At 71.6% G+C, this 25,515-nt stretch carries 22 protein-coding genes; 17 read left to right on the forward strand and 5 right to left on the reverse strand.

From position 1 onward, the window contains the following. The 5 genes from ABZ490_RS46965 to ABZ490_RS46985 all read left to right on the forward strand — a co-directional run. Nucleotides 1–468, forward strand: a 468-nt coding sequence (locus ABZ490_RS46965; RefSeq protein ID WP_359005277.1) for an enoyl-CoA hydratase-related protein, incomplete at its 5' end; no start/stop codon positions are given. A gap of 18 nt (nucleotides 469–486) precedes the next feature. Continuing rightward, nucleotides 487–939 (forward strand): MaoC family dehydratase N-terminal domain-containing protein, encoded by a 453-nt coding sequence (locus ABZ490_RS46970; protein ID WP_359005280.1) that lies wholly within the window; start codon nucleotides 487–489, stop codon nucleotides 937–939. Next, nucleotides 936–1,358 (forward strand): MaoC/PaaZ C-terminal domain-containing protein, encoded by a 423-nt coding sequence (locus tag ABZ490_RS46975; RefSeq protein ID WP_359005283.1) that lies wholly within the window; start codon nucleotides 936–938, stop codon nucleotides 1,356–1,358. The genes ABZ490_RS46970 and ABZ490_RS46975 overlap by 4 nt, the downstream gene beginning before the upstream one ends. A 4-nt stretch (nucleotides 1,359–1,362) precedes the next feature. Beyond that, nucleotides 1,363–2,853, forward strand: a complete 1,491-nt coding sequence (locus tag ABZ490_RS46980) for a class I adenylate-forming enzyme family protein (RefSeq protein WP_359005286.1) — start codon at nucleotides 1,363–1,365, stop codon at nucleotides 2,851–2,853. Continuing rightward, the gene (locus ABZ490_RS46985; protein ID WP_359005288.1) at nucleotides 2,846–3,943 is read left to right on the forward strand and encodes a serine hydrolase domain-containing protein; all 1,098 of its coding nucleotides are present in this window, start codon (nucleotides 2,846–2,848) and stop codon (nucleotides 3,941–3,943) included. The genes ABZ490_RS46980 and ABZ490_RS46985 overlap by 8 nt, the downstream gene beginning before the upstream one ends. A gap of 50 nt (nucleotides 3,944–3,993) precedes the next feature. Here ABZ490_RS46985 and ABZ490_RS46990 read toward each other — a convergent pair whose 3' ends face one another. After that, on the reverse strand, nucleotides 3,994–5,175 hold the full coding sequence (locus ABZ490_RS46990; RefSeq protein WP_359005291.1) for an amidohydrolase family protein: 1,182 nt from the start codon (nucleotides 5,173–5,175) through the stop codon (nucleotides 3,994–3,996). 127 nt (nucleotides 5,176–5,302) lie between these two features. Continuing rightward, complete coding sequence (locus ABZ490_RS46995) at nucleotides 5,303–6,106, reverse strand: GntR family transcriptional regulator (RefSeq protein WP_359005294.1); 804 nt, start codon at nucleotides 6,104–6,106, stop codon at nucleotides 5,303–5,305. Nucleotides 6,107–6,278: 172 nt separating this feature from the next. On the opposite strand from ABZ490_RS46995, the gene ABZ490_RS47000 reads away from it, so the two are divergent. Together ABZ490_RS47000 and ABZ490_RS47005 are read left to right on the forward strand one after the other, a co-directional pair. Continuing rightward, a complete protein-coding gene (locus tag ABZ490_RS47000) occupies nucleotides 6,279–7,106 on the forward strand; it encodes an enoyl-CoA hydratase-related protein (protein ID WP_359005297.1) in 828 nt (275 codons plus the stop codon). Next, nucleotides 7,103–7,675 carry a DUF2889 domain-containing protein gene (locus ABZ490_RS47005; protein ID WP_359005299.1) on the forward strand — a complete coding sequence of 191 codons (573 nt, stop codon included), beginning with the start codon at nucleotides 7,103–7,105 and terminating at the stop codon, nucleotides 7,673–7,675. Before ABZ490_RS47000 ends, ABZ490_RS47005 begins: the two co-directional genes overlap by 4 nt. Here ABZ490_RS47005 and ABZ490_RS47010 read toward each other — a convergent pair. Further along, complete coding sequence (locus ABZ490_RS47010; protein ID WP_359005302.1) at nucleotides 7,662–8,888, reverse strand: acyl-CoA dehydrogenase family protein; 1,227 nt, start codon at nucleotides 8,886–8,888, stop codon at nucleotides 7,662–7,664. The genes ABZ490_RS47005 and ABZ490_RS47010 overlap by 14 nt on opposite strands. 124 nt (nucleotides 8,889–9,012) lie before the next feature. Here ABZ490_RS47010 and fabG point away from each other — a divergent pair, with 124 nt between their 5' ends. Genes fabG through ABZ490_RS47035 form a run of 5 tightly spaced genes read left to right on the forward strand, consistent with a single transcriptional unit; the run spans nucleotide 9,013 to nucleotide 14,479 of the window. After that, on the forward strand, nucleotides 9,013–9,759 hold the full coding sequence (gene fabG / locus ABZ490_RS47015; protein ID WP_359005305.1) for a 3-oxoacyl-ACP reductase FabG: 747 nt from the start codon (nucleotides 9,013–9,015) through the stop codon (nucleotides 9,757–9,759). A 33-nt stretch (nucleotides 9,760–9,792) separates the two neighbouring features. Next, the gene (locus tag ABZ490_RS47020) at nucleotides 9,793–11,022 is read left to right on the forward strand and encodes an acetyl-CoA C-acetyltransferase (protein ID WP_359005308.1); all 1,230 of its coding nucleotides are present in this window, start codon (nucleotides 9,793–9,795) and stop codon (nucleotides 11,020–11,022) included. Nucleotide 11,023: 1 nt separating this feature from the next. After that, on the forward strand, nucleotides 11,024–12,463 hold the full coding sequence (locus tag ABZ490_RS47025; protein WP_359005311.1) for an OB-fold domain-containing protein: 1,440 nt from the start codon (nucleotides 11,024–11,026) through the stop codon (nucleotides 12,461–12,463). Continuing rightward, complete coding sequence (locus ABZ490_RS47030) at nucleotides 12,460–13,668, forward strand: acetyl-CoA acetyltransferase (protein ID WP_359005314.1); 1,209 nt, start codon at nucleotides 12,460–12,462, stop codon at nucleotides 13,666–13,668. The genes ABZ490_RS47025 and ABZ490_RS47030 overlap by 4 nt, the downstream gene beginning before the upstream one ends. Nucleotides 13,669–13,684: 16 nt before the next feature. Beyond that, nucleotides 13,685–14,479 carry a glucose 1-dehydrogenase gene (locus ABZ490_RS47035; protein WP_359005317.1) on the forward strand — a complete coding sequence of 265 codons (795 nt, stop codon included), beginning with the start codon at nucleotides 13,685–13,687 and terminating at the stop codon, nucleotides 14,477–14,479. A 27-nt stretch (nucleotides 14,480–14,506) separates the two neighbouring features. Here ABZ490_RS47035 and ABZ490_RS47040 read toward each other — a convergent pair whose 3' ends face one another. Further along, nucleotides 14,507–17,203, reverse strand: coding sequence for a branched-chain amino acid ABC transporter permease/ATP-binding protein (locus ABZ490_RS47040; protein ID WP_359005320.1), 2,697 nt, complete (start codon nucleotides 17,201–17,203; stop codon nucleotides 14,507–14,509). Nucleotides 17,204–17,330: 127 nt separating this feature from the next. On the opposite strand from ABZ490_RS47040, the gene ABZ490_RS47045 reads away from it, so the two are divergent. From ABZ490_RS47045 to ABZ490_RS47060, 4 genes are read left to right on the forward strand one after another with little or no spacing between them, the layout of a single operon-like run. Then, nucleotides 17,331–18,569 carry an ABC transporter substrate-binding protein gene (locus tag ABZ490_RS47045; RefSeq protein ID WP_359005323.1) on the forward strand — a complete coding sequence of 413 codons (1,239 nt, stop codon included), beginning with the start codon at nucleotides 17,331–17,333 and terminating at the stop codon, nucleotides 18,567–18,569. A gap of 16 nt (nucleotides 18,570–18,585) precedes the next feature. Then, nucleotides 18,586–19,299: an ABC transporter ATP-binding protein gene (locus tag ABZ490_RS47050; RefSeq protein ID WP_359005325.1), complete on the forward strand. Its 714-nt coding sequence runs from the start codon at nucleotides 18,586–18,588 to the stop codon at nucleotides 19,297–19,299. Nucleotides 19,300–19,321: 22 nt separating this feature from the next. Further along, nucleotides 19,322–20,665, forward strand: a complete 1,344-nt coding sequence (locus ABZ490_RS47055; protein ID WP_359005328.1) for a hypothetical protein — start codon at nucleotides 19,322–19,324, stop codon at nucleotides 20,663–20,665. Then, on the forward strand, nucleotides 20,662–22,062 hold the full coding sequence (locus ABZ490_RS47060; protein WP_359005331.1) for an acyl-CoA reductase: 1,401 nt from the start codon (nucleotides 20,662–20,664) through the stop codon (nucleotides 22,060–22,062). Before ABZ490_RS47055 ends, ABZ490_RS47060 begins: the two co-directional genes overlap by 4 nt. Before the next feature lie 1,718 nt (nucleotides 22,063–23,780). On the opposite strand, the gene ABZ490_RS47065 is transcribed toward ABZ490_RS47060, so the two are convergent. Then, nucleotides 23,781–24,470: a TetR family transcriptional regulator gene (locus ABZ490_RS47065; protein ID WP_359005334.1), complete on the reverse strand. Its 690-nt coding sequence runs from the start codon at nucleotides 24,468–24,470 to the stop codon at nucleotides 23,781–23,783. Nucleotides 24,471–24,569: 99 nt separating this feature from the next. Between ABZ490_RS47065 and ABZ490_RS47070 the strand changes: the two genes are divergently transcribed. Beyond that, a complete protein-coding gene (locus ABZ490_RS47070) occupies nucleotides 24,570–25,481 on the forward strand; it encodes an SDR family oxidoreductase (protein ID WP_359005337.1) in 912 nt (303 codons plus the stop codon). Nucleotides 25,482–25,515: the final 34 nt, after the last annotated feature.

Consider the following 25,515-nt stretch of genomic DNA (forward strand, 5'->3'; position numbering starts at 1 on the left):
GCCGCCCGCGGGGCCCGTTTCACCACCGCCTTCACCCGGCGCGGCCTGGCCGGCGAGTACAACCTGCCCCATGTCCTGCCGCGGGTGATCGGCCTGGAGAACGCCCTCGACCTGCTGCTGTCCGGCCGGGTCTTCGACGCCGACGAGGCCAAGGCCCTCGGCCTCGTCAGCCGGGTCGTCGAACCCGAGGACCTGCTGGACACCGCCCGCGCCTACGCCCGGGACATCGCCCGCAACTGCTCCCCGCGCGCCATGGCCGTCGTACGCCACCAGGTGTACGGCGACCTGGACCGCACCTTCACCGACGCGCTGGCCCGCTCCTACTCCGCGATGGAGTTCTTCGCGGGCTCGCCCGACTTCCGGGAGGGCGTGGCGAGCTTCATGGAGAAGCGGGAGCCGAAGTTCGAGGGCCTGCCGTCGGACTTCGACCCCGACGAGGCCACCCGCGACGCGTTCCTGCCGTACTGACCGAGGAGGTTTTCGAGGATGACAGGGCAGCCGTTCCCCGTCGAGGCCGGGCACATCATGATGTTCGCCCGCGCCATCGACGACGAACATCCCGCGTACCAGGGCGAGTCGGCCCTCGCCCCGCCCACCTTCACCATGGCGAGCACGCACTACGACCCCGACTACCACCTGCGGCCGAGGCCGGACGAGGAGTGGTTCGGCTCCGGTGGCGGCCCCGGTGTGATGGCCGAGGGCGGCGGCGGGCTGCACGCCGAGCAGCACTTCGAGTACCACCGCCCGGTGCGCGCCGGCGAGACGCTGTACGCGCACACCGTCCCGGGGCGCAGCTGGGAGAAGCAGGGCCGCAGCGGTCGGCTGATGTTCAGCGAGCGCGTCACCGAGTACCGGGACGCCGACGGCCGGCCCGTCGTCAGCGCCGTGACCGTGGCCGTCGTGCCCGAGGGCCCCGCCACCCCGAAGGATGCCCGATGAGTCTGAGCAGCAGTGACATCAAGGTCGGCGAGACGCGGGAGAGCGTCCTCGTCGAGGATCTGAAGCGGACCCGGATCGTGCAGTACGCGGGCGCCTCGGGGGACTTCAACCCGCTGCACACCGACGAGCGGTTCGCCGTCGAGGCCGCGGGATATCCCGGTGTCTTCGCGCACGGCATGCTCACGATGGGCATGACCGGCCGGATCCTGACCGACTGGGTCGGCCCCGAGTCGCTGCTGCGCTACGGCGTGCGCTTCAAGGCGCAGGTCTGGCCCGGCGACACCCTGACCGCCACGGCCACCGTCGAGTCGATCGAGGACACACCGGACGCCCCGGTCGCCCACTTCTCCCTGCGCACGGTCAACCAGCACGGCGTCGAGGTGGTCACCGGCACCGCGGCGGTCCGCCTGGAGCCCTGACCCGGTGACCACCGCGCAGCAGTCCGGGCGGGCGGCCTCCGTGCAGCGGTCCGGGCAGGAGGCCACCTGGACCGCCATGGTGAGCCGTGCCTACGATCACGACCGTCCCGCCGTCCGTTTCGGCGACCTGAGCTGGAGCGGGCGCGAGCTTCTCGATCGGGCCGGGGGCGCGGCCGACTGGCTGGACTCGCTCGGTCTGGAGCCCGGGGCTGCCGTCCCGGCCCTGGTCGCCACCTCCGCCGACGCCCTCGCGCTGGTGATCGGCGGGGCCGGTTCCGGGCACCCGCTCGCGCCGCTCGGCGTCCGCATGACCGCGCACGAGATCGCCGCCGTGGTCAAGGGGATACCGGCGCCGACCCTGCTGGCGCAGACCGAGTTCGGCGACCTCGCCGGACAGGTCGCCGAGCTGTCCGGCCGACAAGTCGCCATGGTCCCCGAACTCCAGAGCACAGTAAGGGCGTTGACGGCCGGCCCGGACCAACTCGCCGCCGTACTGCACACCTCCGGCACCACCGGCCTGCCCAAACCCGTCCCCATGACCCAGCGGCGGCTGGCCGCCCGGGCCCGCGTCAACGGGCGGCTGTGCGAGCTGGACCCCGACAGCTTCTACGGCGGCAGCGCCCCCTTCCACCACATCGCGGGCCTCGGCAACATCGCCGTCGCCCTCGCCGCCGGCGCGCTGATCACCGGCCTGCCCCGCTTCAGCGTCGACGGCTGGACCCTGCTGCGCGACCTCGGCACCACGCACACCAGCATGGTCCCGGCGATGCTGGAGACCCTGCTGGCCGCGGGCGAGGCACGGCACCCGAGCCTGCGGACCCTCCAGTACGGGGGTGCGCCCGTGCGCCCCGGCACACTGCGGCGGACGTACGAGGCGATGCCCGGCGTCCGCATGCTCAACATGTTCGGGCAGACGGAGGGTTCGCCGATCAGCGTGCTCACCCCCGAGGACCACCGGGAAGCGGTGGCGGGGCGGGCCGAGCTGCTGCGTTCGGTGGGCCGGCCCGCCCCCGGCGTCGAGGTGAGGGTCGACAGCGCCGGACCGGACGGCGTCGGCGAGATCCACGCCCGCGCCGACCATTTCTTCCGCGTCGACGCCGAGGGCTGGCTGCACAGCGGCGACCTGGGCCTGATCGCCGACGACGGCTGCCTCTACCTCCTCGGCCGCCGCACCGACATGATCATCCGGGGCGGTGAGAACGTCCACCCGCTGGAGGTCGAGACGGTCCTGAGCACGCATCCCGGTGTGGCGGACGCCGCGGTGACCGGCGTACCCGACGAGCGGCTCGGTCAGACGGTCGTCGCCTTCGTCGTGCCCGCCGACCCCGGCGCCCCGCCCGACCCGGCGGCGCTCAGAAGCCATGCCAGGGCCCGGCTGTCCGGGTTCAAGGTCCCGGTGCGCTGGTGGTTCGTGGACGACCTGCCGCGCAACGCCAACGGCAAGGTCGTGCGCCGTGACCTGCGGGAGTCGTACGAAGGAGAGCCACATGCCTGACCCTGTCGACCCGATCCGCCTCGACACCCTCCTGGAACGGATCCGGCGGGAGGTCGAGCACGGCCCCCTGCCGTCCGCGCAGGTCGCCGTCGCCCACGACGGGCGGCTGGTGGCCTTCGAGACCTACGGCGACGCCCACCCCGGCACCCGGTACGTCCTGCAGTCCGTCGGACGGTCGATCGTCGCCGGCGCGGTGTGGAAGCTGATCGGCGACGGACTCCTGGACGTCGGTGAGCAAGTCGCCGCGATCATCCCGGAGTTCGCGCCCAACGGGAAGGAAGCGGTGACGGTCGAGCAGGTGCTCACGCACACCGCCGGCTTCCCCTTCGCGCCCCTCGGACCGGCCAAAGCGGTGGACCGGGAGCAGCGGCTGGCCGCCTTCGGACGCTGGCGGCTCGACTACCGGCCCGGCACCCGCTTCCAGTTCCATCTCACCTCGTCGGCCTGGCTGATCGCCGAGATCGTCGAACGGCGTACCGGTCTGGCCTTCGCCGACTACCTGCGCGCACGGATCGTGGAGCCGCTGGGTTTGTCGTCGATCGAGCTGGGGGTGCCCGTGGACCGGCAGCCGGGCTCCGTGGCCCCGATGCTCGCCACCGACCGCAGGGACGACACGCAGGAACCCGACCCCTGGGGGCCGTGGTACCTGTCCGACCCGAAGGTCCTGGCGGTCGGCGAGCCCAGTCACGCCCTGGTCGCCACCGCCGCCGACGTCGCCCTGTACTTCCAGGCGCTGTTCCACTCGGGCCTGTGGAAGCCGGAGGCGGTCGCGGAGGGCGTGCGGATCCGGTTCACCGGCCATCCCCACGGGGAGCGGATCTACGGGGGCGGCGGAGGACGGCGTACGAGCATGGGGCTGTTCGTGACCGTGGCCGGTCCCGACGCCGGCAGCAACCTGCCGTCGGCGGGCTCGCCCGCGCTCTTCGGCAGCGCCGGAGCCGCCTACCAACTGGGCTTCATGGACCCGGAGTCGGGCCTGTCCTTCGCGTGTCTATGCAACGGCTACCCGCTCGCCGGCTACGACCACTCCCCGCACGGCACCGCCCTGCTCGCCGACATCGCGAACCTGGCGGCGGGCCTGGTCGGTTAGGGTCCTTGCCCTACCGGCCGGGCCCGCCGCCAGGCGGGGTCCTGCGAGGCTCAGCGGCTGATCAGCTGCTGGGCGTTGTTGAACATGATGTCGTCCTGCGCGGACTCGTCGAGCTCCGCGATCAGCTTGCGGAAGTCGGCCGGGGCGGCGAGGCCCTCCGCGTGCGGGAAGTCGGAGCCCATGACGATCGACTCGTGGTGGCCGAGACGCCGGACGACGTCCACGATGTCGTCCTCGGGATAGGGCACCACCCGGACGTGCTTGCGGAAGACCTGGCTGGGGCGCTCGTCCAACTGGCCGCCGATCCAGGGGCCGTTGCGGCCCATGCCCCGGCTCTTGTCCATGTGGCGCACGAAGTGGGGGACCCACTCGGAGCCGAACTCGGAGACCAGGATGTTGATGTCGGGGAAGCGCCCGAAGAGGTTGTCGAAGATGAGCGCGGACAGCGTCTCCTCGATGGGGCGCTGGCCGTAGGTGTTCTGCCACTGCCAGGCGGACATCCGGAAGTGGATCGGGTTCGGGTCGAAGCCCCAGGAGGGGGCGACCTGCGAGTTGTAGTAGAACTCGCTGATGTGGTAGCAGACGCTCGCCTTGGCCTCGTTGACCAGCTTCCAGAACGGGTCGAAGTAAGGGTCGCCCGGCGAGCGGCCGTACACCGGGCCGGTGGGCAGCAGGATGAAGCGGGCGCCCTGCTCCAGGACGTACTCCAACTCCTTGACCGCGCTGGGCAGATCACGCAGCGAGAGCAGGGCCGGGGCGTAGATGCGGCCCAGGTGGTCGAAGCCCCAGGCCTCGTTCATGTAGCGGTTGAAGGAGTGGTAGTTGGCGTAGAGCGGCTCGACGCCCTTGACGTACTCCTCGGCCACCAGGGCCCAGCCGCCCGGATACATGATCGTCTGGTCCAGGCCCTGCTCGTCCATGACCCGCAGCCGTGACTCGCGGTTCTGGTACGACTCGTGCATCGGCTCGAACTGGTACGTCTCCTCCGGATTGCCCGAGGCCATCGCCTTGAGCATCTCCTTCAGCGAGCCGGGACGGTAGACCTGCCCGAACTCGGGCTCCAGACACACGACGATCCGGTCCCCGGCGAGGATCACCTCCCGCCCGTCCGGCAGTGTCACCGGTGCGACCGCCGCACCGAGGAACTCCTTCGGAAGGTAGCGGGTGAAGGAGTCCCGCTCCTCGTACATGTGCTGGTCGCAGTCGAAGATGCGCTTGCGGTGTTCGGCCATGGCCGTCGCCTCCGGGCCCCAGGTTCTGTTCGATGCAGCCTATTCAGTGCTCCTTCTATAATTATCTAACTGTTTCTCGGAGGCAAGGGGTTCGCGCGGACGGGCTCACCGCGCGCGGCCCGGCAGGTCAGTCCATGAGCTCCAGCACCGTCTTGGGCCCGGCGGCGTTCACCACGTCGTCCGCGCTGGAGATGTGCCGCTGCCAGAGCTTCTCCGCCTCGTCCGCCTTTCCGGACTCGATCAGGCCGATCAGCCGCACATGCGCCCGGTGGCCCTTGAGGGCCTGCGCCTTCTGGGTCTCGGCGTCCGTGGCGGCCGCGGTGTACGAGGCGTTGGCCCGGTCGATGATGTTGCGCACCATGCCGCACAGCAGGATCAGGGTCTGGTTGCCGGTGAGCTCGACGAGCAGGGCGTGGAAGGCGTCCTGCGCCTCGACCAGGGCGAGCGGGTCGTCCAGGACCGCCTTCTCGGCGGCCACCGCCTCCCGCAGCCGGCTGATGTCGGACGCGCTGTGCCTGGCGGCGAGCTGGCGGGCGCAGGGCGGCTCGATGAGCGCCGCCGCGCGGTAGAGGTCGCCCAGCGTGGCGCCGCGGTACTCGAGGATCAGGCCGGCGAAGCGGGCGGCGACCTCCGCGTCGGGCGCGCTCACCCGGGCGCCGCCGTGGGCGCCGCGGCGCACCGTGATGAGGGACTCCGACTCCAGGACGCGGAAGGCCTCGCGCAGGGTCGGCCGTGAGATGCCGAACTGCTCCATCAGTCCCGACTCCGGGGGCAGTGCGTCACCCGGCTTCAGTTCGCCCCGGACGATCTGGCGGCGCAGGTGAGCGGCGACCAGTTCGGCGGTCTTGGGTACCCGCACCTGGCGTCCGACGCGGCTGCGGGCGGGGGCGGGCACGGCCGCCGTTTCACGTGCGCGGGCTGCCTCGGCCACGGCGGGCTCCTCATATAGCAAAATGAATCGTCTTAGTGCATCGAGGGTACCAGGTCAACAGATGGTTGATCATGTCTTCGAGGGACCGGGTCTGGCGCCGGCGCCGCTCCTTGAGTTATAGATGATTCATCTATCTGTTAAGTCCGGCCCCCGGCCCGTGGGAGTGACCTCGATGACCGAGCAGGCGACCCCGGTGATCCTCACCGAACTCACCGACGACGGGGTCATGATCCTCACCCTGAACCGGCCGGAACGGCACAACGCCTGGACGCTGGAGATGGAGCTGCTCTACAACGAGCTGTTCGACCGGGCGGAGACGGACCCGCGGGTGCGGGCGGTGGTGCTGACCGGTGCCGGCCGCGGCTTCTGCCCCGGGATGGACATGAGCGTGCTGGACGGCGCCTCCTCCGGAGTCCGGCCGTGGCCCACCGGACAGCTGCCCCCGCGCACCCGCCCCATGACCCTCCCCAAGCCCGTGGTGGCGGCCGTCAACGGTGCCTGCGCGGGCATCGGGTTCAACCAGGCGGTGATGTGCGACGTCCGGTTCGCCGTGCCACAGGCCAAGTTCGCCGCCGCCTTCAGCGCCCGCGGACTGGTGGCCGAGGACGGGGTGTCCTGGATCCTGCCCCGGCTCGTGGGCCACGGCAACGCCGCCGACCTGCTGCTGTCCTCGCGGCGGATCACCGGACCGGAGGCCCTGTCGATGGGCCTGGTCAACCGCCTGGTCGAGCCGGACGACCTGCTCCCCGAGGCCCTCGCCTACGCCACCGCACTGGCCCGCTCGGCGAGCCCCTACGCGATGTCCCTCATCAAGCGGCAGCTCGCCGACGACCAGGCGCGGACCTTCACCGAGAGCAGCGAGAGGGCGGCGGAGCTGCTGGCGGTGGCCAAGCGCGCCCCGGACTACCGGGAGGGCGTGCTCAGCTTCATCGAGCGCCGCCCACCGGCCTTCCCCGCCCTGGGTGAGGACGCGCCGCAGCTGGAGGCGACCTCGTCATGACCCGTACCGACCTGCCGCTGCACCGCCGCACGATCACCGTCACCGCCTTCGAGGAGGGCGACGGCGAGATCTCGGTCGAGGCGGAGCTGCGCGACGAGCGCCCCTGGGAGCGGCCGCCGGGCGGCACCGTTCACCGCATGGTGCTGGCGGTGCGGGTGCGGCTCGCGGACATGGTGGTCGTGGCGGCCGAGGCCGGCATGAAGGACTTCCCGCACGCCGAGTGCCCGCGGATCGCGCCCGCCTTCGACGGTCTGGTCGGGCTCAGCGTGGCCGGCGGCTACAACCGGGCCATCCAGGAGCGGTTCCGCGGCGTGTCCGGCTGCACCCACCTGTACGAACTGACCCGCGCGCTCGGGCCGGCCGTCGTCCAGGCCGCCATCTCCGCCCGCAACCGCGCGGGCGGCCAGGCCTCCCACGACCCGCGCGCCACCGCCTGGGTGCTGAACAGCTGCCACGTCTGGGCGTCGGACGGCGTCGGCCTGCGCAAGATCGACGCGGGCTGGACACCGGGCCCCGGTCCGCGTCCGGTCCCGGAGCTCGGCGTCTTCGAGGGGTCTAGGGATTCGTGAGCCGGGGCTCGCGCGGCAGCCCCAGGACCTTCTCCGCGAGGATGTTCCGCTGCACCTGCGAGGTGCCCGCGTAGATCGTTCCCGAGCGGGCGATCAGGTACGTCGTCGACCAGGACGCGGAGGAGTTCGCCGCGCCGGGGTCGTCGGCTCGGTACGTGCGCAGGGGCGGCCGGCCCACCGGCACCTGGCCGTGCAGGCCCATGATGTCCATCGCCAGATCGGTGACCTCGGTGTGGTACTCGCTCCAGTACAGCTTGGCGATGGAGGACTCGGGACCCGGCTCCGCGCCCTTGAGCCAGCCGGTGAGGATCCGGTAGCCCAGGCAGCGCATGATCTCGACCTTGGACCAGCACCACGCGATCCGCTGCCGGATCACCGGGTCCCGGTCCTTGCCGTACCGTCGCGCGAGTTCCACGAGGCGCTCCACCTCGGCCCGGAACAGGATCGGGTTGGTCGCCGCCTCCTCCCCGCGCTCGACGCCCAGCAGGCTCTGGGCGACCGTCCAGCCGTCGTCGACGCCGCCGACCACGAGGTCGGCGCGGGTGCGGGCGCCGTCGAAGAAGACCTCGTTGAAGTGCAGCTGCCCGCTCATCATGCGGAACGGCCGCACCTCTACGCCGGGTTGGTCGAGCGGCACCAGGAGGAAGGAGATGCCCCGGTGCTTGGAGGCCCCGGGGTTCGTCCGCGCCAGAACGAAGATCCAGTCGCTGTGGTGGGCGCCGGAGGTCCACACCTTCTGGCCGTCGATCACCCACTCGTCGCCTTCGCGCACGGCCCGGGTCTTGAGGGACGCCAGATCCGAGCCCGCGTCCGGCTCGGAGTACCCCTGGCACCAGGTGTCCTCGCCGCTGAGGATGCGGGGCAGGAAACGGCTCTTCTGCTCCTCGGTGCCCCAGCGCAGCAGCGTGTTCGCCAGCATCTTCACGCCGAAGGTGTCCTGCGGCAGCCCGAACGGCACACCCGCCAGGGCGAGTTCCTCCATCAGGACGACCTGGTGCAGCTTGGACAGGCCACGGCCGCCGTACTCCTCGGGCCAGGTCAGGGACAGATGGCCGCGCTCGACGAGCCGCCGGCGCCAGTCGCGGGCGAAGGCCCAAGCGGCCTCCTCGTCCAGGGCGCCGATGCCGCTCCAGCCGGCCGGCAGCGACGCGTCGAGGAAGGCCCTGACCTCGGCGCGGAAGGTCTCCGTCTCCGGGGGATAGCTGATGTCCACCTGCGTGCACTCCTCGTCCGGCGCTGCCCGCACAGCTGATCGCTGTATTGATTGTTTCAGCATAATAGGTTATCTATTTAACGCGGAAGAGAACGAAGAGGTTCGAGTCGGAAGCGGGGCTGACATGGGACTGCTGGACGGCCGGAACGCGGTGATCACCGGCGGCGCACAGGGCATCGGCTTCGAGATCGCCGGCGTCCTCGGCGGCGCGGGCGCGCGTGTCGTCCTCGGCGACATCGACGAGGGCGCCGCGGCCGCCGCCGCGCAACGCCTCGCCGACCGGGGCGTGGCCGCCACCTCGCTGCGCTGCGACGTCACCGACGAGGACGAGGTCGCCGCCCTCGTGGCCCACTGCGCCGCCACCTTCGGCCCGCTCGGCGTCATGGTCAACAACGCCGGCATCACCCGGGACGCGACCCTGCGCAAGATGCCCCTCGCCGACTTCCGCGCCGTCCTCGACGTCCATCTCACCGGCGCCTGGAACGGCACCCGGTACGCCGCCGAAGCCATGCGCGCACAGGAGCAGGGCGGCAGCATCGTCAACATCTCCTCCATCGCCGGCAAGGTCGGCAACTTCGGCCAGACCAACTACAGCGCCGCCAAGGCCGGCCTGGTCGGTCTGACCAAGGCGTCCGCCAAGGAGCTGGCCAAGGCGGGCGTCCGCGTCAACGCCGTACAGCCCGGCCTGATCCGTACCGCCATGACCGAGGCGATGCCCCGGGCAGCCTGGGACGCCAAGCTCGCCGAGATCCCCCTGGGCCGCGCGGGCGAACCCGCCGAGGTCGCCCAGACCGTCCTCTTCCTCGCCTCCGACATGGCGAGCTACATCACCGGGGCCGTGGTCGAGGTGACCGGCGGCCGGTACATGTGAGCCCGCCGAACCCGCTGACGAAAGGCATGACCGATGCGTGACGCGGTGATCTGCGAACCGATCCGGACCCCGGTCGGCGGCTACGGCGGAGCCTTCCGCGACGTCACCGCGGCCGAACTCGCCGCCACCGTCGTCCGGGCCCTGCTTGACCGCACCCACATCCCGCCCACGGCCGTCGACGACGTGCTCCTGGGTCAGTGCTACCCCAACGGCGAGGCCCCGGCCATCGGCCGCGTGGCGGCGCTGGACGCCGGACTCCCCGTGGAGGTGCCCGGGCTCCAGATCGACCGCCGCTGCGGCTCCGGACTGCAGGCGGTCGTCACCGCCGCCATGCAGGTCCAGACGGGCGCGAGCGACCTCGTGCTCGCCGGGGGAGTCGAGTCCATGAGCCGGGCCGAGTTCTACACCACCGACGTCCGCTGGGGGGTGCGGGGCGCGGGCACCACCCTGCACGACCGGCTGGCCCGCGGCCGGGTCACCTCCGGCGGCGTCAACCACCCCGTCCCCGGAGGGATGCTGGAGACCGCCGAGAACCTGCGCCGCGCGTACGGCATCCCGCGTGAGGAACAGGACGAACTGGCCCTGCGCTCGCACCGGAAGGCCGTCGCCGCCCAGCGGGAGGGCCGGTTCGCCGACGAGATCGTGCCGGTCACCGTGCGGACCCGGCGGGGCGAGACGGTGGTCGACACCGACGAACACCCGCGCGCCGACTCCTCGTTGGAGAAGCTCGCCGGGCTGCGACCGGTGCTCGGCCGCCAGGACCCCGAGGCCACCGTGACGGCAGGCAACGCCAGCGGTCAGAACGACGGCGCCGCGCTCTGCGTGGTGACCCACCCCGAACGCGCCGCCGAACTCGGCCTGCGCCCGCTGGGCCGCCTGGTCTCCTGGGCCGTCGTCGGCGTACCGCCCGAGACGATGGGCATCGGACCCGTGCCCGCCACGGCCCGGGCCCTGGAGCGCGCGGGTCTGAAGCTCGCCGACATGGACCTGATCGAACTCAACGAGGCCTTCGCCGCGCAGGTCCTCGCCTGCACCCGTGAATGGGCCCTGACCGAGGCGGACTTCGAGCGGCTGAACGTCAACGGCTCCGGCATCTCGCTGGGCCACCCCGTCGGCGCCACCGGCGGCCGCATCCTCGCCACCCTGCTGCGCGAGCTCGACCGCCGCCAGGCCCGCTACGGCCTGGAGACCATGTGCCTCGGCGGCGGCCAGGGCCTGGCAGCCATCTTCGAACGCACCGCCGACGCCACTGGAGGACGCTGACATGGCCGGACTGATCGCTTACGGCGCCCATGTGCCGTACCACCGCCTGGCCCGCGCCGATGTCGCCGCCACCCTCGGCACGGCGCCCGGCCGCGGCACCCGCGCGGTCGCGGGCTACGACGAGGACACCACGTCCATGGCGGTCGAGGCGGCCCGCGCCGCCCTGGCCCGCGACGGACTGCGCGCCCGCATCGGCCAGCTCTTCCTCGCCACCGTCGCACCCGCCTACCTCGACAAGACCAACGCGACCGCCGTGCACGCCGCGCTCCGCCTCGACGAGCACGTCCTCGCCGCCGACATGGCGGGCTCGGTCCGCTCCGGCCTCGGCGCGCTGGTCACCGCCGCCCGCTCCCCGATCCCCACCCTGGCCGTCCTGTCCGACCTGCGCACCGGCCTGCCCGGCGGCGGCGAGGAGGTCATGGGCGGTGACGGCGCTGCGGCGTTCGTCTTCGGCGGCCACCGCAACGGAGCGCCCGTCCTCGCGGAGCTGCTGGCCCACGACACCGTCAGCGACGAACTCCTCGACCGCTGGCGCCTGCCGGGCGCCCCCGCCTCCCGCGTCTGGGAGGAACGCTTCGCCGAGGAGATCTACGTCTCCCTCGCCGACAAGGCCCTGACCGCCGCCCTCGACCAGGCGGGACTCGACCGCGGCGCCGTCGACCACCTCGTCGTCTCCGGCCTGCACGCGCGCGCCTGCGCGACGGTACGGCGGACCGCCGGCACCCGTCCCGAGGCGGTGACCCCGGACCTCACCGACGCCGTCGGCAACGCCGGCACCGCCCAGCCCGGCCTGCTCCTCGCCGACGTCCTCGACCGCGCGGCACCCGGCGAGATCATCGCCCTCGTCGTGCTCGGCGACGGGGCCGGAGTCCTGCTGCTACGCACCACCGACGCGCTCCCGGCCCACCGCAGCGCCCGCCCGGTCGCCGCGCAGATCACCGCGGGCAGCGCCCCGATGCCGTACGCCACCTACCTCTCCTGGCGCGGCCTGCTCAACCGCGAACCACCTCGCCGCCCGGACCCCGAGCCGCCCTACGCCCCGCCCGCACACCGCCGCACCGCCTGGAAGTACGGCTTCGTCGCGGCCCGTTGCGAGAAGTGCGGCACCCGGCACCTCCCACCGGACCGGGTGTGCACCGGCTGCCACAGCGTCGACGCCATGGCCGACGAGCCGATGGAACACGTACGCGGCACGGTCGCCACGTTCACCGTCGACCGGCTGGCCCACACGCCCAGCCCGCCGATGCTCGTCGTGGTCGTCGACTACGACGGCGGCGGACGCTTCCGCTGCCAGCTGACGGACGCCACCGAGGCCGACGCCGTCATCGGCGCCCGGGTGGAGATGACCTTCCGGCGCACGGTCACCGCGTCCGGCATCCACAACTACTTCTGGAAGGCCCGCCCGGTGCGCACCGGCGAGACCGAGGAGACACAGGGATGAGCTCACACGGAATCCGGGACCGGGTCGCCATCGTCGGCATGGGCTGCACGCCCTTCGGCGAGCACTGGACCCGGTCGGCCGACGACCTGCTGGTCGACGCGGTGGGGGAGGCGGTGACCTCGGCCGGCGTCACCCTCGACGACATCGACGCGTTCTGGTTCGGCACCCAGGCCTCCGGCGTCTCCGGTCTGACCCTGAGCCGCGCCCTTCGTCTGCCGAACAAGCCGGTCACCCGTGTCGAGAACATGTGCGCCACCGGCTCCGAGGCCCTGCGCAACGCCTGCTACGCCGTCGCCTCCGGCGCCTACGACGTGGCCATGGCGGTCGGCGTGGAGAAGCTCAAGGACTCCGGCATGTCCGGGCTGTCCGGGACCGCGATCCCGGGCGCGGGCGACGACAGCCGCGGCGAGATCACCGCCCCCGCCAACTTCTCCCTCCTCGCCCCCGCCTACGCCGCCAAGTACGGCCTGCCGGAAGAGGAGTTGAAGGACGTCATCACCCGCATCGCCTGGAAGAACCACGTCAACGGCGCCCGCAACCCCCGCGCACAGTTCCGCAAGGAGGTGCCGCTGGACCGCATCCGCTCGGCCCCGATCGTCGCGGGCATGCTCGGCGTGTTCGACTGCTCCGGCGTCTCGGACGGCTCGGCGGCGGCGATCGTCGTACGCGCCGAGGACGCCTACCGCTACACCGACAGGCCCCTCTTCGTGAAGGCGCTGTCCTTCGTCGCCGGCCCGGCGGACGGGCTCCTCGACCCCGAGTACGACTTCACCACCTTCCCCGAGGTCGTCGCCTCCGCCCAGGAGGCCTACCGGCAGGCGGGCGTGACCGACCCGCGCACCGAACTCGCGCTCGCCGAGGTCCACGACTGCTTCACCCCCACGGAGCTGGTGCTGATGGAGGACCTGGGCTTCTCCGCACGCGGACAGGCGTGGAAGGACGTCACCAGCGGGGCCTTCGACCTCGACGGCTCACTTCCGGTCAACCCGGACGGCGGTCTCAAGGCCTTCGGCCACCCCATCGGCGCCTCCGGACTGCGGATGATGTTCGAGGCGTGGCTGCAACTGCGGGGCGAGGCACCGCCGGAGCGCACGGTGCCGTCCGTGGCCCAGGGACGCTCGCTGGCCCTCACCCACAACCTGGGCGGCGGGCCCGGCGAATGCGTCTCCTTCGTGTCCATCGTCGGCAGTGAACTCACCGAATAGGAAAGGCGGTTCGGACATGGGACGACTCGACGGCAAGATCGCCGTCGTGACCGGGGCGGCGTCGGGCATCGGCGCCGCCTCGGCACGTCGGATGGCGGCCGAGGGCGCGCACACGGTGGTCGCCGACCTGGACCTCGACGGCGCACAGGCGGTGACGGAGGAGATCCGCGCCGCCGGCGGGTCTGCGACGGCGATTCAGGTCGACCTCGGTGACGTCGACAGCGTACGGGCCATGGTGGCCGCGGCGGTCGACACCTACGGCGGCCTCGACGTGCTGCACAACAACGCGGCCGCCACCCGCCTGGCCGCCCGCCGTGACCTCGCCGTCGCCGAGGCCGACCCGTCGGTGTGGGACGACACGATGCGGATCAACCTGCGCGGCACCATGGTCGCGATCCAGGCCGCCGTCCCGCACCTGATAGCCCGGGGCGGCGGTTCCGTCATCAACACCTCGTCCGGGTCCGGCCTCTCGGGCGATCTGCGCAACCCCGCCTACGGCGCCTCGAAGGCCGCGCTCATCAACCTCACCCAGTACGTCGCCACCCAGTACGGCAAGCAGGGCGTGCGCTGCAACGCCATCGCGCCCGGGTTCATCGTCACGCCCGCGAGCGCCGGTTCGGCCCACGGCGCGATCCGTGAGGCGATGCTGCGCCACCACCTCACCCCGCGCCTGGGCCGGCCGGAGGACGTCGCCGCGGCGGTCGTCTTCCTCGCCTGCGACGAGTCCGCCTTCATCACCGGGCACACCCTGCGCGTGGACGGCGGGCTACTCTCCCACCAGCCGTACGTCGCCGACCTGCGGGACGCCTGACGTCCGGGCCGTCGCCGGAGACGCTCGTCACGCGAGCGCCTCCGGCTCCAGGTCGCCCAGGTAGGCCGCCCGCACCGCCGGATCCCGGCGCACCACCTCCGGCGTGCCCGCGCAGATCCGACGGCCGAAGTCCAGCACCACGATCTCGTCGCAGACGCTCATGACCATGTCGACGTCGTGCTCGACGAGCAGAACCCCCATGCCCCAGTCCTCGGCCAACCGCCGTACCAGACGGGCCAGTTCCCGGGTCTCGTCGTCGGACAGCCCGGCGGCGGGTTCGTCGAGGAGCAGCACGGCCGGCGACGCCGCCACCGCGCGGGCGATGGCCAGCAGCCGCCGCTCCCCGTACGACAACTCCGCCACCGGTCGGTCGAGGCTGTCCTGGAGCCCGAACTCCCGTACCGCGACGAGCACATGACCAGGGAGCGGATGGCTGCCGGGGCGGATCAGGTCCGTGAGGTACGCCCACGGGCCCGGCCGCTCGCAGGCCGCGGAGAGGTTGTCCCGGACGGTCATGTCCTCGAACAGCTCCAGCGACTGGAAGGACCGGCTCAGTCCGGCCGTTGCCCGCCGGTGCACCGGCAGCCGGGTCACGTCCCGTTCGGCGAGACGCACACTGCCGGACACGGCCCGGGTGAAGCCGGTGACGGCGTCGATGGCGGAGGTCTTGCCGGCGCCGTTGGGCCCGATGAGCCCGACGATCCGGCCCGGCTCGACGTCCAGCGAGAGTCCGTCGACGGCGACGACACCGCCGTAGCGCACGGTGAGGTCCCGGACGTGGAGCGCGAGTGGCGCCGCGCGGGAGACGTCCGCCACGGCGGCGGGCTCACCCTCGCCCGCCGCCGCCGTGTCCTTGCGAGGCAGGCGGTTGCGGACGCGCGCCGCGGGTCTGCCGGCGTCCTTGCCGATGCCGTCCTGGTTGCCCACCAGTGTGAGCACCAGGACGACCCCGCCGATCAGCGGCATCCACGCGCTCAGCCCGGGCAGCACCCAGTCCCCGATGCGCGCGCCGACCGTGCCCACGGCGAACATCGCTCCGAAAAGCGGCCCCACGAGGAAGCCGACACCGCCGATGACGGCCAGTCCGAGCGCGGTGATGGAGTCGAAGCTCGCGAAGTCGGAGAAGACCACCGAGGTGGAGCGGAAGCCGGTGAGCACACCGGCGAGGGCGGCGATGGCCGCGGACAGACCGAAGGCGTAGAGCTTGGCCGCGCGGACGTCGATGCCGAGCGCGGCGGCGGCCCGCTCGTTGGCCCGTACGGCGACGAGCCGTCGGCCGGTCCTGCCGCGCCGTACGTTGGCGACCACGAGTGTGGCGGCGACGAACAGCACCAGCACCACGGCGGCGTAGCGCTGCGGGTGGTCGACGCCCGAGATGCTGATCCCGAAGAGGGTCTGGTGTCCCACCGCGATGCCGTCGCTGCCGGGGGTCGTCGAGAGATCGGTGTTCTGGAAGACCATCGCCTCCAGCGTGGTGCCGAGGCCGAGCGTGATGATGGCCAGGTTGACGCCACGGGTGCGGACCGCCGGGAGGGCGAACAGCAGGCCGATCGGCACGGTGCCCAGCACGCCTGCCACCAGGGCGAGTTCGAAGGGCCATCCCCAGTCCGCCGCCGCGTGCCCGGCGATGAAGGCGCCGGTGCCGGCGAGGGCGTAGGCCGCGAGCGAGACCTGGCCCGCGTACCCGGTGACCACGACGATCGACAGGATGATCAGCGAGAGCACCAGGGTGCTGGTGATCGCGTCGGCCCACAGCGGTGTGGACACGCCGACCAGGACCAGCCCGACGACGGCGGCGACCGCGAGCGGCAGGGGGCGCACCTTGCCGCTGCCCAGCGCCGGCAACCGGTCCAGGAAGGTGCCGCGCAGGGGCAGCGCCCGGCCCCGTGCCACCAGCACCAGGGCGATGAACAGGAACGGTACCGACGAGGCGAGTCCCGTGACGCCGGAGCCGAACCGGGTGAGCTCGGACTGCACCAGGCCGATGACCAGACCGCCCGCCAGCGTGACGGGGAACGAGGAGAACCTGCCGACCAGGGCGGCGGCCAGCGCGCTGAGCAGCAGCGTGGTCAGCCCGGAGACCGACAGGCCGATGACCGGCACGATCAGGATGCCGGTGAGTCCCGCGAGCGCCGAGCCGAGGGCCCAGTTGCCGGTGGCGATCACGTCGGGGGACCAGCCGAGCGAGGCGGCGGCGTGCTCGTTCTCGGCGACGGCGGTGGTGCCCAGGCCGAACAGGGTGCGCCGGTAGAGGAGATGGAGGAGGACGGTGACGGCGACCGCGATGCCCAGCAGCCAGACACGGTCCTCGGAGATCGTGGCCCCGGCGATCGTCAGCAGCCGGGTCGGCAGCTCGCCGGGCACCAGTTGCAGGCTGTCGCCGTAGCGTTTGACGGCGACGGCGGTGAGCACGATGAACACCGCGAGCGTACCGACCAGCCGGGCCAGGGTGGAGGCCCGGCGCAGCGGCCGCAGCACCAGCAGATGGGTGAGCACGCCCAGCAGCGCCGAGGTGAGCACCCCGCACGCGACGGCCGGCCAGTACGGCATGCCGTGGTTGACGGCGAGCTCCCACTGCACGTAGGCGCCCGCCATGCCGATCGCGCCGTGCGCGAGGTTCAGGACACCGGAGCCCCGGTAGACCAGCACGATGCCGTGCGCGGTGAGTGCGTACAGAGCGCCGAGCCCCAGGCCGAGCAGGGCGAAACGCAGGATGTCGTCCATCGGGGGAACCTCCCGGAGGTCAGCCAGACAGCGCATTTATTTAAATAATTATGCCGAGAGTACTTCACTAACCCAAAAACGCACCCCATGCTGTTCGCCAACTCGACGACGAGCCCGCGGAGGGGCCATGAACGACTCACGCCGACGCAGAAGTGCCGCAGCGACCTGTCTCGCGGTGACCGCAGCCCTGCTGGCGGCAGGCTGCGGGGGCAAGGCGTCCAACAGCTCGACCCAGGCCTCCCTGAAGGGCGCTCCGGTCAAGGTGATGGTCTGGAACCCTGAGGACACCCAGGGCAGCGCCCAGCCCGGGGTGCGGCTCACGGCCGAGGCCTACGAGAAGTGGATCAACGCCAACGGAGGGATCAAGGGCGGCCCGCTGAAGGTGCTGACCTGTAACGAGAAGAACGACCCCGACGAGGCCGAGAAGTGCGCCCAGCAGGCGGTGGCCGACAAGGTGGTCGCGGTCGTGGGGTCGTACAGCCTCGCGGGCGACCGCTACATGCCGATCCTGCAGAAGGCCGGCATCCCCTACCTCGGCGGAACCGGCGTCTCGGCCGCGGAGTTCTCCAACCCGCTGTCCTTCCCGGTCAACGGAGGCACCCCGGCGGTGTTCGCGGCGCACGGCCGCCAACTGGTGCAGGAGGGCTGCAAGAAGATCGCCGGCGTCCGGTACGACCTGGCGGCCGCCGCGATCGTCTCGCAGTTCCTCACCCTCGGGGCCACCTCCGCCGGAGGCGCCGTGCCCAAGGACATCAAGGTGCCGCTCACCGCCACCGACCTCGCCCCCCAGGTCGCCGCCGCCACCAAGGGCAGCGACTGCGTGAGCGTCATCCTGGGCACCGCGTCGGGCCTGTTCGTGAAGTCGTACGTCCAGTCCGGCGCGAAGACGAAGCTCGGCAGCGTCGTCGGCAACCTCACCCCGCAGCTGGCCGCCAGTACCGGCGGAAGCAGCGGCCCGCTCGAGGGTGCGGCGATCACCGGCTACTACCCGCCTGCCTCCGACCCGGCCTGGAAGGACTTCCTCGCGGCCGCCAAGGGCGACAAGGACATCGACACCACCAACGGCGCCAACGAGACGACCTGGGTGGCGTTCAAGGTCTTCACCGAGGCGGCCAAGCAGCTTTCCACGATCTCGGCCAAGGCCCTGGTGCAGGAGCTGAACACCACCACCGGGATCGACACCGGCGGTCTGACCCCCGCGCTGACCTGGAACGCCTCGACAGCCCTGCCGATCAAGGGCCTCGACCGCATCCACAACACGACCGCCACCGAACTGACCATCCGCAACGGACAGATCGAGTGGGCGAAGGCGGGGTCGACCTTCGTCGACATCCGGAAGGTGCTGACGGCCACACCGGCCGGCTGACCGAAGGGGAACGTCCGTGCACGACACCGAGCCCTTGATCCAAGCCCGTGTCCTCAGCGCCGGCTACGGCAGCCGGCCCGTCCTGCGGGACCTCGACCTGGAGGTGCGCCCCGGCGAGGTCGTCGCCCTGCTCGGGCCCAACGGCTCGGGCAAGACCACCACCTTGCGGGCGCTGTCCGGGGAACTCGCCCCGATGGGCGGCGAGGTGCGCTGGCTGGGCCACACCGCCCGCACACCACCGCACCGCCGCGCCCGCCAGGGCCTGGCCTACGTCGGGGAGCGGGCGGTCTTCACCGGCCTCGACACCGCGGACAACCTCCGGGTCGGCCGGGTCACGCCCGAGCAGGCCCTGGCACTCTTTCCCGAACTGGAGAAACGCCTGAAGACCGGCGCGGGCATGCTCTCGGGCGGCGAGCAGCAGATGCTGTCGCTGGCCCGCGCGCTGAGCCGCTCGCCCCGGCTGCTGCTCGCGGACGAACTGTCCCTCGGGCTCGCCCCCCTCGTCGTCGACCGTCTGCTGCGCGCGGTGCGCCGGGCGGCCGACCGGGGCCTCGGGGCGCTGCTGGTGGAACAGCACGTGCGCAGGGTGCTGGACATCGCCGACCGCGTGTACGTCCTGCACCGCGGCCGCGTGGCCATGACCGGCACCCCGGGGGAACTCCGCGGCGACCTCGACGCGATCGAGTCGTCGTACCTGACCGCAGGGACGACTGCGGAAAAGACAACCTGAGCAACCGATTGAGGTGGGTGCTGTGTCCGGCGCACGCGCGCAGATCCGATCCCTGGTCCTGTCCGGCGACACCTTCGACCAACCAACCGAAGAACTACGGGAGTTGCAGCTCGAAGCCGCGCGGGAGGCCTTCACCGCCCACCGCGAACGCATCCCGCTGCTGCGCACCCGCGCGGAGGAGACCGGCGTCCGCGAGGTCACGGCCCTCGACGACCTCGTCCCCCTGCTCTTCTCGCACACCAGCTACAAGTCGTACCCCGTCTCCCTCATCACCGCCGGCCGCTGGGACCGGCTGCTGCGCTGGTACACGACCGTCTCCACGGTCGAACCCGGGGACGTCGACGTCGACGGCGTGCGCGACATCGACGAGTGGACCGACCGCATCACGGCCGCCGGCCACCGCCCGTACATCACCAGCGGCACCTCCGGAAAGGTCTCCTTCCTCAACTGCGCGGCCGGCGACCTGAGTTTCCTGCACGACATCCTGGAGCACCTCACCTGCTGGCCCGACCCCCTCCCGCCGAAGCCCACCCGCCGCGGATACCTGCTCGCCCCCGCGAGCGGCCCGATGCGCTCCATCGACGGCTTCCGCTGGCACGCCGAGATCTTCGCCCGCCCCGGCGAGACCCGACTGCTCACCGACGACCCACTGCGGGTGTCGGACCTGATGAGCAGCGCCCTGCTGCGCCGCAGGATCGCCGAGGGCACCGCCACCCCGAAGGAGATCAGCTCCCACGAGACCGCCTCCGAGGCCCGCGAGGCGGAGCTGGACGCGGCCGTGAGCGCGATCGTCGACGACATAGCCGCCCACCGCGACGAACCGCTGCTCATCGCCGGCATGAACAACCAACAGTTCGCCCTGATCCAGGCCCTGCGCGCCCGCGGCGTCCCGGACGGCGGCCTCCACCCGGACACGCTGGTGCTCAGCGGCGGCGGCAACAAGGGCCGCGCCCTGCCCGAGGACTACCAGCAGCAGTTCGCCGCCTTCTACGACGGCGTGCGGCGGGTGCGCAGCTACGGCATGACGGAACTCCAGGGCTCCTGCCTCGCCTGCGAGAAGGGCCACTACCACGTGCCACCGTGGGTGATCCCGCTGGTCCTCGACCAGCAGGGCGAAACCCTGCTCAGCCCCGAACAAGGCGTCGTGGAAGGCCGGTTCGCCTTCCTGGACGTCTCCCTGGAAGGCCGCTGGGGCGGACTGATCAGCGGCGACCGGGTCCTCGTCGACTTCTCGCCCTGCGACTGCGGCCGGCCGGGACCCGCCGTCCTGCCGGACATCCAGCGCTACGGCGACCTCGGCGGCGACGACAAGATCACCTGCGCGGCGACACTCGACTCCTATGTGCGAGGGATGATCCACGGATGAGCGGCACGACCCTCGACAGCACCGCGCCGGCCCCGGTGGCCGTGGTCCACGTCATCCGCGGCGAGGTCGACGAAGGCCCGCACGTCGCCCACGGCCGCCCCGGAGCGGCCTTCACCGCACCGGCCCTCGACCTGGACCGCCTCGTATGGCCCCGCACCGAACCGGGGCCCGCCTTCCAGACACCCACCGCCGAGATCGTCGACCTGCTCGTGGCGACCGGCGACGCCCTCAAGGCGGACCGGGACGGCCTCCTCGCCGAAGCGCTGGAGCGGATGACAGCCGTCAGCCCTCTCCCCGCCGAGGTCCTCGAACGCGCCTACGCCGTGCTGTGGCGCAGCTTCCGACGCACCGCCCTGCACGCCCAGATCGACCACGAACTCGGCGGCGCCGACGTGCTCGACGGCTGGCGCGAGGTGCGCCTGCCCGAGGGCAGGATCGCGGCCACCCGCGCCTACCCGCCACGTCTGGTGCACGTCATCGCCGGCAACGCCCCCGGTGTCGCCGCGATGTCCGTGGTGCGCGGCGCCCTCACCAAGGGTGTCAACCTGCTGAAGCTGCCCTCGAACGACCTGTTCACGGCGACCGCGATCCTGCGCACGATGACCTCCGTCGCCTCCGGCCACCCCGTGGTGCGCTCGTTCTCCGCCGCCTACTGGCGCGGCGGCGACGAGGCGGTGGAGAGCGTGCTGTTCCGCCCCCAGTTCTTCGACAAGCTGGTCGCCTGGGGCGGCGAGGGCACGATCCGTGGGGCGCTGCGCTATGTCGGACCGGGCTTCGAGCTGGTCTCCTTCGACCCGAAGACCTCCATCTCGCTGATCGGCCGAGAAGCCTTCGCGACCCCCGAGAGCCTGGCCGAGGCCGCGGAGGCGGGAGCCGCCGACGCCACCTTCTTCAACCAGCAGGCCTGCGTGGCCAGCCGCTTCCAGTTCGTCGAGGGATCACCCGAGGACGCCGACCGCTATGCCGCCCTGCTGTGCGAACGCCTCGGCATGGCAAGGGAGTTCAGCTCTGCGGGCGGCCCGCGCGTCGCCTCGGAACTCCGCGAGGAGATCGACGTGCTGCGCTCCCTCACGCCCGACTACCGGGTGTGGGGCGGTTACGACGGCGCCGGTCTGGTCATCCGCTCCCCGGAACCGGTGGACTTCCACCCCGACGGAAAGATCGTCAACGTCGTCCCGGTTCCCACGCTGACCGACGCCCTCGCGCACGCCGGGGTCGCCACGCAGACGGTCGGGGTGTACCCCGACGCCCGCAAGGCGGGGCTGCGCGACGCTCTCGCCTGCGCCGGCGTCCAGCGCGTGGTGTCCCTCGGCGGGGCGGGCGGCATGCCACCGGGCCTCTCCCACGACGGCTTCTACCCGCTGCAGCGGCTCATGCGCTGGGTGAACGACGAGTGACCGCTGAGGCGTCCCGCTACCGCACGTACGCGGGAGGACGTCGATGCCTACCTCCCAGGTGAACCGGGTGAAAACGCTCAAGAGAGCCATGCCCCACCGGTCAGGCTCTGGCGGTGATCGGGGTAGGCGGAGCGGATGTTCGGCAGGGATGGCTGGCCGGAGCTCACCGTCCTGCCGTCGGCCGAACTGATCGGCGGCTTGACCACTCACCTTGACGGAACTGCGGACAGAGCCTTGCACTCGGTTCCGGTTTGCTCGTCGGTGGCTGTCGTCGGTCGCGACCATCATGGCGTTGTGGCCGGGCGGGAAGCCGTGCGTCGGGAGGTAGCGCTGCGTCCGACCACCGATGCCAATGCGCTCCAAGCGGTGGGCCGGATACAGCCGGGCCATGCAACGGCATCTCCGTGATGGACCTGCACGCCTTCACGGAGGAACTGCCCCAGCCCGTCCGTGACGCGCTTCCGGATGGCAGCCGCTCCGCAGGCAGGCCGATCACTGTCCGCAGGCGTCCGCGCCGGTGGGTGCGCGATCACGTCTGGGCGGCTCATTTGCCCGAGCTGACAGGCAAAGGTCAGAAGAGCCGGACCAGGTTGTCGACGACATAGGTCGGCTCGCCCTGGGTGAACAGGTTGGGTGCCGGTGTCCCGCTGAGATACGCGACGTTGACGACCCACTTCAACTGCAGCCGCTCGGGGTGAAGCGTCCGTTGAACCGCGAGCGTCCGCGTTGCCCGGGTTCGAGTATGAATAGTTGACGGGGCCCGTATGCCGGCGACCGCCTGGTCGGGGGCGAGACCACCACGCGCAGTCGCTCTTCGGCTTCCGTCAGGAACACCCCGCGGGTGACTGGGGCGACAGCATCACAGGCCGCGATGGCCTCACGTGTCTTCCCTGTCACACCGGCGACGCCCCAGTGAAGCTCCGCGCTGATGTCGGCCCCGGAGCGGACCGGCCCCTCGCCGGGCTCCTCGGCCCGAGATGTGTAAAGGTCGGCGAGTCGGTCCAAGGTGCGGATGGTACGAGAGGCCGTGAAACCGTCGCGCTCGTGGGCGTCGACCTCGTGGACGAGCAGACCGGCCGGACCAGGCGCATGCACCGGGAACACCTCGGGTACCGCGTTTCGGCGGGCCGCCGCGCTGCCGCCCCTGGACCGCTTGGTCCAGTAGGTAACGACTCGCTGCACGACAATCATCCGGTCAGTGTCGCCGCCGACGGCAGGCTCTTGTCAAACTTGTTGGATCGACTCCGCTCCTACGAGGCCGTGCTCGAACACCGCAACGCACAACCGAACGACGAACCGCGAGACTGACTCCCCGGCAGGGCAACGCAGGCGGATGGTGCTCCTCGATGGGTCTGCTGGCCAAATTCAGGGCGAGGACGGCCTGGACGAGGCAGGTGATCCGGGTGGTCGAGCACCGGGGCGGAGGCCCACAGCAGCCGGCCGAAGGGATCGGCGAGGACCTGCACGTGTCGGGCCGGACCGCCCGAGGTGCGCTTGATCAGCGCGTCGAAGGTGCGGTCGGAGAGGATCTTGCTGAGGAAGACCCTGCTGATGCAACAGTCCGAGGCTGGCGACGTGGTCACCGGCCTCGCTCCGCGCCCGCCAGACGTGGGGAACGGGCCATTCAAATCCTGCAGCTGACTCGGGCGGCGCACGGCACTCCGCGGGGACGGTGGACGAATCCGCCCGAGTCGGGTACTCGAACGGTGGATGGGTGCTCAGTTGCTCGGGATGATGGACGTCGGCGTTTCCTGGCGGGCGATGAGGCCGGAGGCGGTCACCGCCGCGGTGCGGCGTACCAGGTCGGTGAAGTCGATGCGCATGCCGGCCAGTTGCGGGTCGGAGGCGTAGGCGGCCTGCACCGCCTCTGACGGGCGGCTGCACGGCCAGGCCGTCATCGCCATCAGGAGAGTGGTCTCCACCAGAGCCACCGAGCCCTCGATGCCGAGCTCCGGAAGGTGCCGGTGCACGAGTCGTACCAGCGTCTCGATCGACTGCCGTGCGGCGAGCTTGTGGCCGACGGCGACTTCGACGGAGATGTTGTGCTCCAGCGCCGCGGCCTGCGCGCTGAACAGGTCGCACAGCACCGGCCGCTCGGCCATGGAGGCGGCCAGGAGCTCGGCGAGGTGGTCCCCGCGCTCACGCGGCGTGCCCTCGCCGGGCGGTGCGGTGCGCTCCAGTGCGGCGATCCAGTCCTTCACCTCGGCGTCCAGAAGAACGAGAAGGACGGCCTCCCGCGACTCGAAGTAGCGCAGCACGTTCGCCTTGGCCAGCCCGACGCGTCGGCTCAGCTCGTTCAGGCTCAGCTGCTGGACCGGCATCTCGGTCAGCATCCCGGCTGCGGCCTCAAGGATCTGCTGGCGCCGCTGGGCGCGCTGCTCGTCGGTACGTGCTCGCTGAAAGGCCATGTCCACATATTACATACCGCCGGTACTTTGCTAAGTGACCGGAGGTACGTTATCGTGGAGCGGAGACAAGATACCGGCAGTACTTTATTGGAGTGCGTCATGTACCAAGTCCCCGACCAGCACGGAAAGCTCGCCGTCGTCACCGGCGCGAACAGCGGCACGGGCAAGGCCGCCGCCACCGCCCTCGCCGCAGCGGGGGCCACGGTGATCATCGCGGTGCGCACCGTCGCCAAGGGCGAGCAGGCCCGGCGCGACATCCTCGCCGCCCACCCCGGCGCGCAGGTCGAGGTACGCCATCTCGACCTGGCCGACCTGGAGACCGTCCACGCCTTCGCCGACGGGGTGATCGCCGACGGCAGGCCGTTGGACCTGCTGCTGAACAACGCCGGCGTGATGATGCCCCCGGTACGCCACGAGACCGAGGACGGCTTCGAGCTGCAGTTCGGCAGCAACTTCCTGGGCCCCTTCGCCCTCACCGTCCGCCTGCTCCCGCTGCTGCTCAAGTCACCCGCACCGCGCATGGTGACGATGAGCAGCGGCCAGGCCGCCCGCGGCACCATCGACTTCGACGACCTCAACGCGACCAGCGGCTACAAGCCGATCCCCGCCTACGCGCAGTCCAAGCTCGCCGACCTGCTGATGAGCCAACACCTGGCCGACCTGGCGGTGCAGAACGGGTGGCCGCTGCTGTCCGTCGGCGCACACCCGGGCAGCGCCCGCACCAACATCGCCGCCAACGGCCCGACCATGGGCGGCCGCCCGCCGCTGCTCCTGCAGATCCTCGGCCGCATCGTGCCCTCGCAGGACGCCACCGGCGGCGCCCAGCCGCTGCTGCGCGCGGCCACCGACCCGGATGCGAAGCAGGCCGCCTACTACGGGCCCCGCTGGTCCATGGTCGGCCCGCCCGTCGTGGCGAAGCTGCCGCGTACGGCGGCTGACAAGCAGGTCGCGGCCCGGCTGTGGGCCGAAGCCGAGAAGCTCACCGGCGTCTCCGTGCCCGCCGGCCTCTGATCCTCACAGGCCCGGCCCGTTCCGCACCCCGTCA

The sequence above is a fragment of the Streptomyces sp. NPDC005811 genome, assembly GCF_040630405.1.
Taxonomy (GTDB): Bacteria; Actinomycetota; Actinomycetes; order Streptomycetales; family Streptomycetaceae; genus Streptomyces.

Coding starts and splice junctions, on each gene's coding strand:
- ABZ490_RS46970 (WP_359005280.1), top strand. CDS start 487: ATGACAGGGCAGCCGTTCCCCGTCGAGGCCGGGCACATCATGATGTTC.
- ABZ490_RS46975 (WP_359005283.1), top strand. CDS start 936: ATGAGTCTGAGCAGCAGTGACATCAAGGTCGGCGAGACGCGGGAGAGC.
- ABZ490_RS46985 (WP_359005288.1), top strand. CDS start 2,846: ATGCCTGACCCTGTCGACCCGATCCGCCTCGACACCCTCCTGGAACGG.
- ABZ490_RS46990 (WP_359005291.1), bottom strand. CDS start 5,175: ATGGCCGAACACCGCAAGCGCATCTTCGACTGCGACCAGCACATGTAC.
- ABZ490_RS47000 (WP_359005297.1), top strand. CDS start 6,279: ATGACCGAGCAGGCGACCCCGGTGATCCTCACCGAACTCACCGACGAC.
- ABZ490_RS47005 (WP_359005299.1), top strand. CDS start 7,103: ATGACCCGTACCGACCTGCCGCTGCACCGCCGCACGATCACCGTCACC.
- fabG (WP_359005305.1), top strand. CDS start 9,013: ATGGGACTGCTGGACGGCCGGAACGCGGTGATCACCGGCGGCGCACAG.
- ABZ490_RS47020 (WP_359005308.1), top strand. CDS start 9,793: ATGCGTGACGCGGTGATCTGCGAACCGATCCGGACCCCGGTCGGCGGC.
- ABZ490_RS47025 (WP_359005311.1), top strand. CDS start 11,024: ATGGCCGGACTGATCGCTTACGGCGCCCATGTGCCGTACCACCGCCTG.
- ABZ490_RS47030 (WP_359005314.1), top strand. CDS start 12,460: ATGAGCTCACACGGAATCCGGGACCGGGTCGCCATCGTCGGCATGGGC.
- ABZ490_RS47035 (WP_359005317.1), top strand. CDS start 13,685: ATGGGACGACTCGACGGCAAGATCGCCGTCGTGACCGGGGCGGCGTCG.
- ABZ490_RS47040 (WP_359005320.1), bottom strand. CDS start 17,203: ATGGACGACATCCTGCGTTTCGCCCTGCTCGGCCTGGGGCTCGGCGCT.
- ABZ490_RS47045 (WP_359005323.1), top strand. CDS start 17,331: ATGAACGACTCACGCCGACGCAGAAGTGCCGCAGCGACCTGTCTCGCG.
- ABZ490_RS47060 (WP_359005331.1), top strand. CDS start 20,662: ATGAGCGGCACGACCCTCGACAGCACCGCGCCGGCCCCGGTGGCCGTG.
- ABZ490_RS47065 (WP_359005334.1), bottom strand. CDS start 24,470: ATGGCCTTTCAGCGAGCACGTACCGACGAGCAGCGCGCCCAGCGGCGC.
- ABZ490_RS47070 (WP_359005337.1), top strand. CDS start 24,570: ATGTACCAAGTCCCCGACCAGCACGGAAAGCTCGCCGTCGTCACCGGC.